Here is a 14291-nt window from a genome sequence, read left to right on the forward strand (position 1 = left end):
TCAGACACGTAACTGGCAACCGATTGGGGAAGTATGGCTCAATCCCGATAAACACCAGGAGATCATTCAACACAAAAAAGTGTTAGAGGCCGCGTGACTTATGTTCCAACTAGCTTGACAGATACCGATCAGGCATCACCGTGGGGGCCGCAATAACCTTGAAACCGGCTCGCTCAAACGTTATTTTGGCTCGTTTCATGTGTACGGTATTGGTTACCAGCAAGATGGTATTGATACCTTCCCTGGCCAGCGAATCGCGTGAATAACGGGCTTCTTCAGCAGTCGTGCCCGGTTCAGACAACACCCATTTTACAGGCGTATGAAACAGGGTTTCCAGTTCGCGTTGCATAACTTGGGCTACCGGCTCGTCACCCGGCCAGCCACCACCACTTACCTGAATGGGCAAGCCTGTTTTCTGATGTAAATAAGCCCCATAGCGCATCCGCTCAAGTGTAGAAACCGCAGCAGAACTGCCACCAAATTCTGGCTGGTTACGATTAGTGCCTCCGCCCAGCACAACAATGGCCTGGGCCTGCCTGGCATGATTCAAGGATAAGACGGGTTCGTTATAAAGGGACTTTACCAGCGCATTGGCCACAATTGGCAGGCTTGTTAGCGTTAAGGCGACAAGACAAAATAACAATAGTGCCCGCCCCCATTTTTTAAACCTGCTTCCCAGCAACAGCCAGCTAATAAACAACAGAATAATGAGGTTAAAGGGAATTAACAGGGCAGAAGAAATAATTTTGCTGGTAAATAGAGTCATGGCGGGAAACAGGTTTAAACACAACACAACTATTAAAAACCGTATTATCTTCTAAAAATTATTGCCGGCACCGCCGTTTGGCATTGGCAACAAAACGTTTTGGCAGCAAGCTTGAACTGCCATACACAGTCTTACCAGGCATTTTATTTGGCGTTGGCGATCATGATGTTCAATTGGCGGCCGTCAACTAAAAACAGGTTACGGTTATATTTTGCCATTTCACTGGCTTCTTTCTCAAACCTGCCGGTTGTAAAAATGTAGCTGTGATCACTGTTTTGCTGATTCATGCCAATCACTTCCTGGGAAATCTGGCTAACCCCCACTTTTGTTGCCCCCCAATGGCGGACAGAAACAAAACCACGGCTACCTTCTTTTTCAATTAGAAAATCGGCAACTTTATGCAATTCATCACGGGTATTTTGAACCCGATACCCTTTGGATTGAAAAAGACTGGTGATTAACGCAGCAATTTTTTCTTCAGGAAACCCTTGCACTTCTGACAGAGGTATGCGCCGGTTGTTAAGCTGAATATAGGAAACAGAAGATTTCTTCCGTCTCCAGATAAAATAAGCGGCAGCCACAATCAGCAGTGATAGAACAATGTAAGTATCCATCTCAGACCTCATTAATAGGTATATTTATAATATTGAGGACTACTGCGCAAACCATTTGACTCCCCTCTTTTTAATGTTTTCAAAAATTACTAATAAAAACAATTTACATTTTTTTGATGTCATTATAATGGCTATCGTAGCTTAAAATCACACAATTGGAACAATAAGTAAAATATTAACATAATAGATTAATAAAAAAATACTTCCTCACAATAAAACATCTATTGAACTTTCATTTAGTTTCAATTTTTTATGTTTAAAAATAATTAAACAATATGTTCTCCCCTTTTTAGGACACGATAGTACAATCAGGACACGTCAATCCTACAAGGTTTTCAACAGCATGAGTCTTCATTATTTAGTCACCGGCGGAGCCGGCTATATCGGCTCCCACACACTGATAGAAATGTTGCAGGCAGGTTATACGCCCGTTGTCCTGGATAATTTTTCCAATAGCAGCCACCAGGTTTTTGAGCGTTTAAAAACCATTACTGGGGCAAACATTAAAGTCATTAATGGAGACATCCGCGATCGCAAGCTGCTGGATAGCATTTTTGCAGAGCATGCTGCCCAAAACACGCCTATCCAGGGAGTGATCCATTTTGCAGCCCTGAAAGCCGTGGGTGATTCCGTCAAACGCCCGCTTGAATATTACGAAAACAACGTGGCCGGCACCATTACCCTGTTGCAAGCCATGCAAGACGCTGGTGTACAACGCATCGTGTTCAGCTCTTCGGCCACCGTTTACGGTGAACCCGAGTTCCTGCCTTATACCGAATCACACTGTATTGCAGCTACCAATCCTTATGGCTGGACCAAGGCCCAGGTGGAACAGATCCTGCAAGACACCTGTGTCGCCAATAAAAACTTTTCAGCGATTGCATTGCGCTACTTCAACCCGATCGGCGCCCATGAAAGCGGCCTGATTGGCGAAAACCCGCGCGATATTCCCAACAACCTGTTCCCCTTCATTACCCAGGTGGCGGTTGGCCGTTTAGAAAAACTGAATGTTTTCGGGAATGATTACGACACGGTTGATGGTACTGGCGTGCGCGATTACCTGCACGTTAGCGACCTGGCCCAGGGGCATGTCAAAGCCGTGAATTATGTGAATGAAAGCGCCCATAGCGGCTTTACCGCCATTAACCTGGGCACCGGCACCGGCACCAGCGTGCTGCAAATGATTAGTGCCTTTGAGCGAGTTAACAATATTAAAGTACCCTACGCCATTCAGGCCAGAAGGGAAGGTGATATTGCCGCAGCCTGGGCCAACCCCGAACTGGCAGAATCATTGCTGGGCTGGAAAACCACCCGCAGCATCGACGACATGTGCCGCGATGGCTGGAACTGGCAAAGCCGGAATCCTGAAGGGTATTGACCCGCTATAAAGCAAGCACTTCAACCATATACATATAACAAAATATTTCTATTAACCTCCAGACTCATATGGTTAAATTGTTTTCCTGCATTGCACTTAATACAGAAAATGATTCACCATGAACAATACGCTTTTTAAGGGTCTCCAAATACTGGAAATGCTTGCTTACAGCAGTCAGCCCATGAGGCTGACTGATATTGCCAACAACCTCAGTCTTGTCAAAAGCGGTACCCACCGCTTGCTTCAGGCGCTTATTGAATCAAGATATGTCGTTCAGGACAAACAATCCGGCAAATACAGCACCTCTTGCAAACTCATTGAACTTGGCTCTGCCGTACTTCCTCACCTGGCGTTAAAACAACAGGCAGAAGGCATCATGCAACAGTTAATGCATGAAACAGCAGAAAGTGTTCATTTATCCATTCAGAATCAACATGATGTGGTGTATCTGCACAAAGTGGACGGTCCTGCCCCTATCCCGTTCTATACCCATATCGGTGGACGGGTACCCCTATACTGTGTGGCCACTGGCAAAGCCCTTCTTGCCTATAAAAACGATTTTTTTATTGAAAAAATAAAGCAAAACCTAAACCCCAGAACCAGCAATACTATTATCAATGCCACTCAACTTGAAATAGAGCTTAAAGAAATCAAGAAAAGAGGGTATAGCATTAACAAAGGTGAACTAAAAGAAGAGGTTTACGGCGTTGCTGCACCCATTATCGACAAAAAGGGAAATATTATTGCAGCTATCGGACTGTCCGGACACAGTGAACGCTTTACGACAAAAACTATTAATAAGTATGCTGGCCTGCTCATACAGGCTGCCCAAAGCATTACAGGCTTACCTAATGAGCATGATCAATCGGCAAACCTGCAACGCCTGATTCTTTCCTGGTAAAAGCTGGTTTCACAATAAAAAACCAACTTGCAGGTTATAAATACAAGACAACCGCCATAATGAAGGCGGTTGTTTTTTTAATTCAGGCCAATACTGTTTTCTTTGATGATATTTTCATAAAGAAAAATATCATCATTATTCTGCCTGATAAAGTCTTTGGTGCCCAAGTATGCCGGTATTTGGCCAAATTGCAAAAGACGCTCACCCATACCTGGTTTGCTCATGACTTTTTGTGCTGCCCGTTCATATTCTTCAAGCAGGCTCTGTGGCGTATTTGCAGGAGCAAAAACACCAAACCAACTGGACGTTTTCAAGTCAATACCCTGCTGTGAAAATGTAGGGATATTTTTCAATGCCGGCAGTTTCAGCGAATCCGGAATGGCCAGCGCCTTCAAATTACCATTTATCACATTCGACAGGGTAACGCTGTCATATTGATAATCAATTCTTCCTCCTAACAAATCGTTAAGTGCTTCAATTGAGCCTTTATAAGGAATATGTAAAGCGCTAATACCCAGTTTTTTTGCCAGGATCAGCGCCTGTAAATGCGTTAATGTACCTTGCCCTGCAGAACCATAAGTTATTTTACCGGGATTCTGCCTGTCATACTCAACCAAATCTTGCAACGTTGAGCCAGGAAAATCCTTGCGGACAGCCACAATACCAATTGATTCAGATAATTTGGAAATTGGTTCAAAATCCGTAAAAGGGTTGTAATTAACCTGACGCAGGAAAGGTGTAATCGTCATTACACCTGCCGGCGCCAACAACAAAGTGGCTCCATCTGCCTTACTGCGAGCTACCTGCTGTGCACCTATGGCACCCGCTGCCCCACCTTTATTTTCAACAACAAAATTTTTATTCATTTCTTTACCCATTTCATCAGCAAAGACACGCGCCAAACTATCCGCATTACCACCGGCAGGATAAGGGACAACCAGCTTCACCGATGAAATATCTGGCAAATCCGCTGCCATGGATACGGGTATAACAGCCAAAACACCAAATATACTTAAAGTACCTATTATTATTTTTACGAAAACACTCATTGATTTACCCCGCCATTACATCTATTAATACTATTGTTTAGTTGCCACTATAAACCGGTTCGCGCTTTTCCCTGAATGCCTGCACACCTTCTTTCTGGTCATCACTTTCCCGGACAATACTCAATTCCCTGATGGTACGGGCCATTAGTTCAGAAGGTCCCTGCGGCAATACATCACGCGTAATAAAGCGCTTCAGGGTCTTTAATACCAAAGGCGAAGCCTTGGACAGTTTTCGGGCTTTTTCAAGTGCAATGCCCACCTGCTGCCCCAGCGGTACAACCTGGTTAACCAAACCAGCCTCATAAGCCCGCTGGGCATCCAGTATCTCACCGCACAAAATCACATCCATTGCTACCTTATGTGGAATACGGGCAGCCAGTCCTGCAATCATGCCCCCGGTAAAGCCCAATTTAGCTTCTGGATAGGAGAAGCGGGTATTGTCAGCCGCAATTGCCAAGTCACACATCATGTGCATGACCATGGAACCGCCTACCACCCAGCCTGCAGTTGCTGCAATAATGGGTTTTTCCGTTTGTATGCCCACGGTTGGAATGCAACGCCACAACTCTGGCAAGTTCGTCACGTCAGCGCCAGCAGAAAATGCTTTTTCACCTGCTCCTGTGATAACAGCAACACGCTGGTCCGATAAATCAAACTCTTCAAAGCCCTGTTGCAGCGCCAAGGCCGTATCTTTACAAATAGCATTATGTTTTTCGGGGCGATTAATCGTAAACAGAGTTACTTTGTCAAACTGTTCAATGGTTACAACGCTCATTTTTCTCTCCTGAATTGTCTTTAATTGATTTGTGCCCTGGCATCAACTGCCACACACCCGCTACCCTGCTGCTTCACTTTAAGCGGATTAATCTCTATTTCAAAATTACTGTTTTTAAGCCTGCAGGCAAGCAGGCTCAAACGGTGAATGGTCTGTGCCACTGTTTCTACATCCAGAGCAGGCCTGCCGCGATAGGTTTTTAACAAAGGGGCTATTTTCAGTTCTTCAAGCGCCTGTTTTGCCGTTTCCACATGCACTGGCGCTGGCAATACCAACGTATCTTTCAATAACTCAACCAGAATGCCACCACTGCCTATAATGACCTGTGGACCAAACTGGGCATCATTTCTGGCGCCCACAATCAGCTCCAGCTCCCCTGACTCCATGCTCTGCAAAGAAAACCCTTCTATTTTGGCGCCAGGCAACGTCTTGTTAATATTGCTAAGCATGATCATCAGCCGTTGCTCCAGCTCTTTGACCGACTGGATATTAAGTATCACCCCACCCACATCGGACTTATGCACAATCTGGCTGGAAACCACCTTGGCAACCATAGGAAAACCAATCTCACTGGCTGCATTCACGGCAGCTGCTATATCAGCAACCACAATCTCTTTATTTACCGGAATCCCAAACGAAGCCATTAACCTCTTGGATTCAGACTCATTAAGAATGCCTTTTACCTGACTAATATCAGGCAAATCATCAGGCCAAATAACCGCTGGCGATGCTTTAAAACCAGACCATTCTTGCCAGTTTTTCAGTGCGGCAACCGCTTCACCAAGTGTATTGGTAAAAGGAATGTTTTTAGCCACCAGATACCCTCTGGCGGCATTAGCCGCCTGACCCGGCAACATAACCACAATAAACGGTTTCGACGTTCTTTCCGCCCCTGTTACCAGGCTGGTCGTCGTATTCAATACAGAGGGTGCAGTCGTCAAGACAAACAGGCCGGCATCAACATTTTCATCTTTCATGACAATTTCCGCTGTCAGCTCGGAAATCTTGTCGGTATCCAGTACATCATGCCTGCGTCCACCCAAATCAATCGGATTGAACGCCTGCCCGGGGGTAAACAATCCGGCAAGCGACTCCTTCGTTTGTGTGCAAAATTCGGAAAAAGGAATATTCTGTTCTGATAACGCATCAGCTGTTAATGCCCCACCTCCGCCAGATGTGGTAATGATGGTTGCATTGCCAATTTTTTGGCCAGGAAATTTGGACATGCTCAGGGCCAGCAAGAACATCGCCATGGGGTCGTCCATCAGAATAATATTCTGGCTTTTGCAAATCGCTTTTAGTGACGCATAATCACCAGCCAAACTGGCTGTATGAGAAAATGCAGCCTTACTGCCTATTTCCGTTTTCCCGGCCTTGACGGCCAGAATAGGCTTGTTTTTCTGGCGTGCCAATTTTGCCAGTTCAATAAAGCGCTGAGGTGATTTCAAGCCCTCTATATAGGCACAAATAATCGAAGTGCCATCATCATGAATCAGCATTTCAAGAAAATCACATAACTCAAGATCGGCCTGATTGCCAATTGAAAAGCAATGGCTAAAGCCAATTCCCTGTGAATGAGCCTTGTCAAAAAGGGTTCCCATCAGGGCGCCACTCTGGCTGATAAAACCGATGGGGCTTTTAATAAGCGCATCCACATTAAGCGCTGGCGAAGAACACAGAACCAGTTCATTGGCAGGACTGATCAGCCCCAGACAATTGGGGCCAATCAATCGCATGTTATGTTTATTGGCTATTTCCACAATCTCTTGCTCCAAAGCCGCCCCTTCAGGGCCAGCATCAGAGAACTTGGAGGTAATGATAATGCTGCATTTGACCCCTTTTTCGGCACATTTTTTAATTTCATCTTTTATTTTTCCGGTGGGCAGTGCCATAACAACCATATCCGGTGCATTTGGAATGGCCGTAATATCAGGAAAGGTTTTAATGCCAAACAAAGATTCCCGGCCTGGATTAATAGGATAGATCGTTCCCTTGTAACCATGGCGAATCAAGGTTTTATAAAGACGTCCACCAAACTTTGTCTGATCTTCGGAAGCGCCAATTACAGCGACAGACTGTGGATTCATAAGCGCAGCCAGACTGGCTGCCGGGGTTGTAGAAGTCATGTCTCAAATTCCATTTGATATATTATTGATTTACATATGCGGTTATGCGTTGCTTGATACCGCCCGGCATAATGGACAATATCAGTGCCTGCAAATCTGCTGCCTGACTCTCCTGATCCTGTGCCGTTGCACGATAAACCTGTCGCTGGGTAGACTGAGGTAACCGTTGTCCCTGAAGCAACTCAGCCACCAGGCTATCCTGCTCTTCAATACGACTGAGATGAGTTGCTAATCCACAAGTCAGGGCATCTGCGGCACTTATTTTTCTGCTGGCATTGATCCAGTCTCTCGCAAGAGAAGTACCCACGCGCGCAGCCAGTCTGCGACTGCCTAGCACCAATCCGAATTTAGCGCCGGGAAAGGTAAACGAAGACGTGTCCAGTGCAATACGATAAGTGCAGGAAGCGAAAATATCCGCACCGGCTCCAATAACGCTACCCTGTCCAATAGCCAGCGTTGCAAAAGGCGCCCAGTATATTTTCTGCAGCAACAGTTCAATTTCAACAAATCTGGCAAGCAGACTGTCATCAGATTCTGACTCAAGATCGGCCAGATCAAACCCGGTGCAAAAGTGCTTGCCTTCGGCACGTATGAGCAACGCTTTTGTATTATTCTCAAAACAGCGATCCAGCATCTCATGCAACGAAGCCACCAAATCACGAGACAGGCTATTGCCTTTACCTGCACGTTTTAAGATAATCGTGCTAATATCTTCCCGGTGCATCAACTCACATTCTTTACTCATTTCTTTTGCCTTTTTCAAGTCCAGAGGTTGGGTGTCAAATGAGAGGAATAACCTGAAATGAACGGTTTGCTTTCTGCTGTCTCCGGATAAAAAACATGCCGCTGGATTCTGCCTATATTGCCGCCATATAAATGAATACTGATAGAGGTCTGGTCCTGAAAAGCATTGCTGACTTGATGAATATCTCCAATGGAAGGTGACACACAGGCTACCTGCCCCGGTTTCAGCGTTGCAACCTTATCCGTCGCTTCAAGAATATTATTTTCATTGAAGGCGAAATGCCTTTCGGTTTCTGCCCCCCTGAGCATGCCAATTACTCCCCAGACTGTATGATCATGAACCGGTGTCTGCTGCCCACCTGCCCAGACAAAACTGACCAGGGAAAACCGGTTTAACGGATCACCATACAATAAGTATTGTTGATAATACTCAGGGTGCGGTTTTGCAAAACTTTCATCCAGCCAGTCATCCTTGCTGACCAGATCACTCATGATCAGTTTTGCCTGCTCCAGGATGTCAAGCTCTTTTAATCCTGTTTTTTCCACTAGCCGGGTCAGTTGTTTGACTGCCTCCAATAATCGTACCTGACTCATGCTACACCCCCTCTTTCAAGACGCTACTCATAAACCTAGAATTGTCCGCACCTTTTTCCGGTGGTGGCATACGCACTGGTAAATTGGCATTATCAATACGTATGGGAGAAACAAAAGTTCTCGTCTTCGCTCCATTGGGCAAGCTTAATTCCTGTACCCATCCCATATGTTGCACCTGGGGATCATTTAACGCAGTTTCATAATCATTAATGCGGCTATGTGGTACCTGAGCCTCGTTAAATGCCTTAACCCAATAATCGGTATCCTGGGTCACAAATTTTTCTTCCAGCAAGATCTTGAGTGTTTTCTGGTTTCTTGCCCTATCCATGGTGGTGGCAAAACGCGGATCATCAAACAACTCCGGCAGTTCCGTAGCATCACACACCGATTTCCATAATTTCTGGTTACCCGCCGCAATCACAAAATAACCGTCTCGAGACCTGAATGCTTCATAGGGTGCATTACGTGGGTGAGCCGCACCCAATTTAACCGGATTGATGCCCGTCCCAAAAAACTCACTGGTCTGCAAAGCGGCAATACCCAAGGTGCAGCCCAGCATGGGAATATCAATACGGCTCCCGCCCTGCCCGTTTCTCACTTTCAACAGCGCTGAACTGATGGCAAATGCAGCATATAAGCCTGAGGCAAAATCCGAAATAGGAACTCCGCATTTTACTGGTGCACCATCGGGCTCTCCAGTCACACTCATCACACCTGAAGCGGCTTGAATAGTGACATCAAAGCCACCCTCGTTGGCTCTGGGCCCTTCTTGCCCAAAAGCGGAGATGGAGCAATACACCAGATCCGGATGCTCTTTTTTAAAAGACATAGCGCCCAGGTTTAATCTGTCCATGACACCAGGGCGATTGTTTTCAATCAGAACTTCGGCCGTCAATACCAATTCTCTTGCCCGCTGTAAATCCTCTGCATTTTTCAGATCCAGAACCAAAGAGTACTTATTACGGTTAAGTGAAGCGAAGTTCTCGCTGAATCCATCTGTAATAGGGGGCCACTGCCTTAGCGTATCGCCAGCAGGCGGTTCCACTTTTATAACTTCAGCGCCCATATCAGCCAGTAACATGCCACAAAAAGGGCCCGCTGCAACACTACAAAACTCAATGACCTTGACACCGGCAAGCGGAAGATTAGGGTAAATAGGCATATATTTATTCCTGACAATAATAATAAGCTGACAGCTAAAAAGACATGAGCAAAGTCTACTGGTTTCCATTTAAAGCTCCTACTTTTCTATATTATGGAACTTCATAAATGAACAATACACTGATCAAAGGCATACAAATAATAGAAATGCTATGCCATAGCGACCGACCGTTACGCTTGACAGACATCGCCAATGAACTGGGATTAATGAAAAGTAATGTGCATCGTTTATTACAGACTCTTGTTGCGCAAAATTACGTGATTAAAGATGAAAAAACCGGTGAATACAATGCGTCAATCAAGTTATGGGAGCTCGGATCCGCCGTACTTTCCAAGCTGGATTTACGCAAACACTCAGAAAAATGGATGGACAGCCTTACCCAACTCACCTCAGAAAGCTCACATTTATCAGTCATCGATAATATGCAGGTTGTATATGTCCATAAAATAGACAGCCCCAATCCTGTTCGTGCCTATACGCAAATCGGTGGCAGAGTCCCGCTGTACTGCGTGGCAACCGGCAAGATTATGCTTGCCTATCAATCAGATGTTTTCATTGAGCGAGTCGCCAAAAACCTGGAGAAATTCACGCCCAATACCATTATCAATCCCAAAAAACTATTTGCCGAAGTGGAGAAAATACGCAAGCAGGGATATGCGGTGAACAAGGGAGAATGGCGCGATGGCGTTTATGGTGTCGCAACCCCCATTTCCGATGGATCAGGCAATGTGATTGCCGCCATTGGCCTGTCTGGCCCGGCCAACCGTTTCAAGCCCCAGAAAATAAAAGAGTTTGCCCAGTTACTCACACAGGCCTCTTCTGCCATTACCTTTGCACTAGGTGGCGGCAACGGTCATTTGAACTTACAAAGAATCACGCATTTGTGGTAAAGAAAACCCTGCATTTCCCCTTCATGGAAGAACGTCTATGCGTGCCTTGGTTAAGCAACCAAAGTTCTATTATATGGAAACTTTGTTTTTTAAAAAAATTAAATTCATAATGTGCTGAAACATGCAAACACATTGTTTATGACGTGTTTTTTCCCTTAACACAAACAAGTCTTTATTGATGGATACCGTCCACCCAGGAGGATTAAATGAGCAGTGAAACCTTAAGCTCCACAACTGATGTCAAAAACCTTGTGCACCCTTACACCAACTTAGGTGACCACCTTAATAAAGGCCCGATGATTATCGATCGTGGCGAGGGTATTTATATTTATGATAATCATGGCAAGCGTTACCTGGAAGGCATGTCAGGATTATGGTGCACCTCTCTGGGTTTTTCGGAAGAGCGCTTGGTTAATGCGGCAATTGCACAATTTAAAAAACTGCCTTATTACCATTTATTCAACTCCCGCTCCAATACACCGGCCATTGAGCTATCTGCCAAACTACTGGAAATCGCACCAAAAAATCTATCCAAGATACTGTATGCCAACTCGGGATCTGAAGCCAATGATGCTGCGGTCAAGCTAGTATGGTTTTATCATAATGCCATTGGCAAGCCAGAAAAGAAAAAAATCATTTCCCGTCTGCGCGGCTATCACGGTGTCACCGTTGCTTCTGGTAGCCTAACAGGCCTGCCGGCCAATCACCTGCACTTTGATCTTCCCATTGACCGCATTCTTCATACCGATTGCCCCAGTTATTATCATGGTGCCGAATCCGGTGAATCAGAGGAGGCATTCACACAACGCCTGATTAATAATCTTGAACAGCTTATCCTCAAGGAAGGCCCTGAGACAGTTGGTGCTTTTATTGCCGAACCAGTGATGGGTGCAGGGGGCGTTATTGTGCCTCCAGAAGGATATTTTGAAGGTGTGCAGAAAGTCCTGAAAAAATATGACATCCTGTTTATTGTTGATGAAGTTATTTGCGGTTTTGGCCGTACCGGCATGATGTTTGGCTGCGACACGTTTAATTTGCAACCGGATATCATGTCCGTGGCCAAAGCCCTGTCATCATCCTATCTCCCCATTTCGGCAACCATGATCAGCCAGGCTATCTACGACAAAATTGCCGAACAAAGTGATGAAGTAGGTGTCTTTGCACATGGCGTGACTTACTCCGGTCATCCGATTTGTGCTGCCGTGGCACTGGAAACCATAAAAATCTATCAGGAAGACAACATTGTTGCCCATGTACAGGAAGTTGCGCCTCACTTCCAGAAACGTCTGCATGCCCTTGCCAGTCACCCATTGGTTGGCGAATCACGTGGCATTGGCCTGATTGGCGCGATCGAGCTGACGCAGGACAAGGCAAGTAAAAAACCGTTTGACTCCTCTGTAAAAATTGAAAAACGGGTTCAGGAAAATGTGGCCAAACATGGCGTTCTGGTACGTGGCATACGTAATGCCATCGCCCTTTGCCCCCCTCTGATTATTACCATTGAACAAATAGACGAACTGTTTGACAGTCTGGAAAAGGGCCTGGACGAAGTATTAGAAGACATTGAAAAATCGGCTGTATCCGTTTAAGAAACATAATTCCAATATTAACCACCATTAGTCAAACCAACAATATATTTTAATTTTGAATTAAAAATTCATTTTTTATATTGTTAAAGGGTACAAACATGAAAAAATTTAAAATGAATGGCCTTATAAAATCTCTGGTAATCAGCTTATCACTGGGACTGGCTACTCCCGCTTTAAGTGCAACGCCTAAAGACACCATTATCATGGCCAGAAAAATTGATGACATTAAAGTACTGGATCCAGCTGAAGTATTTGAATGGGGCAGTGGTGAAATCATTAATAACCTTTATACCCGTCTGATCACTCTTGATCCAAATGACTTTACCAAGCTGACTGGTGGTGTCGCTGAAAGCTGGAAAGTATCCGATGACGGGCTGACCTATGAGTTTAAAATTCGGCCAGGGCTGAAATTTCACTCTGGCAACCCAGTTACGGCAAAAGACGCCGAATTCTCATTAAGACGCGTTGTTCATCTAAGTAAAACGCCGGTCTTTATTTTCAACCAACTGGGCTGGAAACCTGATACCGTTGATGATATGGTTAAAGCAGTTGATGACTCAACCCTGGTTCTGAAAATTGCCCAGCCATATGCAAATTCACTGGTTATCAATATCCTTTCAGCCGGCGTCGCCTCTATTGTTGACAGCGTGGAAGTATCCAAACACATCAAAGACAATGACTATGGCTACAACTGGCTCAAAACGAACTCAGCCGGCTCTGGTGCTTATAAACTGGTTGTCTGGAAACCCAAAGATGCCGTCGTAATGGAAGCAAACCCCGACTTTTACCTGGGCGCACCAAAATCAAAACGCTTCATCGTTCGCCATATTGCAGAACCTTCAGCACAAAGACTTCTACTCACAGCGGGTGACATTGATATTGCCAGGGACTTAAGTGCCGACCAGATCAAGCAGGCCCGTTCCAATGACAAGGTCAAGGTATCTACTACCGAAAAATTAAGCACCTATTATCTTGGTCTGAACTCGGAAAAAAATGAAATCCTGGCAAAACCCAAAGTATGGGAAGCCCTACGCTGGCTGGTTGATTACCAGACAATGGCTAACACCTTTCTGGATGGTTACTATAAAGTACACCAGTCCTTCCTGACCGGTCCGGATGGCATACAGGAAACACCCTATAAACTGGATGTGGAAAAAGCCAAAGCCTTGCTAGCTGAAGCCGGTTATCCCGATGGTTTCAGCATTACTATGGACCTGTACAACACTCCGCCACAAACCGATATTGCCCAATCCATTCAGTCTACCTTTGGCCAGGCAGGTATCAAGCTCAACCTGATACAAAGCGATAAAGCACAGGGTTTAACCAAGTATCGTTCACGTGGACACGACATCATGCTGGCGGCATGGTCTCCCGACTATCTTGATGCCCACTCAACCGCCGAGTTTTTTGTAAGAAACACGGACAACTCGGACGACTCCAAAAACAAAACGGCGGCATGGCGTAATGGCTGGGAAATTCCTGAAATATCTGCCATGACCGAAAAAGCCATGATGGAACAGGATGCCGAAAAACGCAGAAACATCTATTTTGAGCAACAGCGTACTGTTCAAAATGATTCTCCCATGATTATGATGTTCCAGCTTATTGAAAGCTCTGTCATGCAAAATAACGTCAATAACTTCATTTCTGGCCCTGGATTTGATACCGCACTTTACTGGAAAGTAGAAAAAACCCAATAAACA

13 protein-coding genes are annotated in these 14291 nt (G+C 45.3%); 5 read left to right on the forward strand and 8 right to left on the reverse strand.

The window, feature by feature from the left end; translation table 11 throughout:
* Nucleotides 1-109: 109 nt before the first annotated feature.
* Complete coding sequence (locus JHL22_RS03115; RefSeq protein ID WP_200233708.1) at nt 110-766, reverse strand: YdcF family protein; 657 nt, start codon at nt 764-766, stop codon at nt 110-112.
* A 143-nt stretch (nt 767-909) separates the two neighbouring features.
* Nucleotides 910-1380 carry a restriction endonuclease gene (locus JHL22_RS03120; RefSeq protein WP_200233717.1) on the reverse strand — a complete coding sequence of 157 codons (471 nt, stop codon included), beginning with the start codon at nt 1378-1380 and terminating at the stop codon, nt 910-912.
* A gap of 343 nt (nt 1381-1723) precedes the next feature.
* Between JHL22_RS03120 and galE the strand changes: the two genes are divergently transcribed.
* Entirely contained in the window at nt 1724-2758 is a 1035-nt protein-coding gene (galE, locus tag JHL22_RS03125) for a UDP-glucose 4-epimerase GalE (RefSeq protein ID WP_200233719.1), read from the forward strand.
* A gap of 118 nt (nt 2759-2876) precedes the next feature.
* On the forward strand, nt 2877-3659 hold the full coding sequence (locus JHL22_RS03130) for an IclR family transcriptional regulator (protein ID WP_200233721.1): 783 nt from the start codon (nt 2877-2879) through the stop codon (nt 3657-3659).
* 77 nt (nt 3660-3736) lie between these two features.
* On the opposite strand, the gene JHL22_RS03135 is transcribed toward JHL22_RS03130, so the two are convergent.
* From JHL22_RS03135 to JHL22_RS03160, 6 genes are all read right to left on the reverse strand, one after another.
* On the reverse strand, nt 3737-4657 hold the full coding sequence (locus JHL22_RS03135) for a tripartite tricarboxylate transporter substrate binding protein (protein ID WP_200233723.1): 921 nt from the start codon (nt 4655-4657) through the stop codon (nt 3737-3739).
* 88 nt (nt 4658-4745) lie between these two features.
* On the reverse strand, nt 4746-5483 hold the full coding sequence (locus tag JHL22_RS03140; protein ID WP_200233726.1) for an enoyl-CoA hydratase/isomerase family protein: 738 nt from the start codon (nt 5481-5483) through the stop codon (nt 4746-4748).
* 20 nt (nt 5484-5503) lie between these two features.
* A complete protein-coding gene (locus JHL22_RS03145; RefSeq protein WP_200233728.1) occupies nt 5504-7609 on the reverse strand; it encodes an acetate--CoA ligase family protein in 2106 nt (701 codons plus the stop codon).
* Nucleotides 7610-7631: 22 nt separating this feature from the next.
* On the reverse strand, nt 7632-8354 hold the full coding sequence (locus JHL22_RS03150) for an enoyl-CoA hydratase/isomerase family protein (protein ID WP_200233730.1): 723 nt from the start codon (nt 8352-8354) through the stop codon (nt 7632-7634).
* A gap of 14 nt (nt 8355-8368) precedes the next feature.
* Complete coding sequence (locus JHL22_RS03155) at nt 8369-8947, reverse strand: cysteine dioxygenase family protein (RefSeq protein ID WP_200233732.1); 579 nt, start codon at nt 8945-8947, stop codon at nt 8369-8371.
* Between the two features lies 1 nt (nt 8948).
* Nucleotides 8949-10109, reverse strand: a complete 1161-nt coding sequence (locus tag JHL22_RS03160) for a CaiB/BaiF CoA transferase family protein (RefSeq protein WP_200233733.1) — start codon at nt 10107-10109, stop codon at nt 8949-8951.
* 107 nt (nt 10110-10216) lie between these two features.
* Between JHL22_RS03160 and JHL22_RS03165 the strand changes: the two genes are divergently transcribed.
* From JHL22_RS03165 to JHL22_RS03175, 3 genes are all read left to right on the forward strand, one after another.
* A complete protein-coding gene (locus JHL22_RS03165; protein WP_200233734.1) occupies nt 10217-10999 on the forward strand; it encodes an IclR family transcriptional regulator in 783 nt (260 codons plus the stop codon).
* Between the two features lie 206 nt (nt 11000-11205).
* A complete protein-coding gene (locus JHL22_RS03170; protein ID WP_200233736.1) occupies nt 11206-12588 on the forward strand; it encodes an aspartate aminotransferase family protein in 1383 nt (460 codons plus the stop codon).
* 98 nt (nt 12589-12686) lie between these two features.
* Complete coding sequence (locus tag JHL22_RS03175; RefSeq protein WP_200233738.1) at nt 12687-14288, forward strand: ABC transporter substrate-binding protein; 1602 nt, start codon at nt 12687-12689, stop codon at nt 14286-14288.
* The last annotated feature ends 3 nt before the right edge of the window (nt 14289-14291 follow it).

The organism is Advenella mandrilli (assembly GCF_016595155.1).
Taxonomy (GTDB): Bacteria; Pseudomonadota; Gammaproteobacteria; order Burkholderiales; family Burkholderiaceae_B; genus Advenella; species Advenella mandrilli.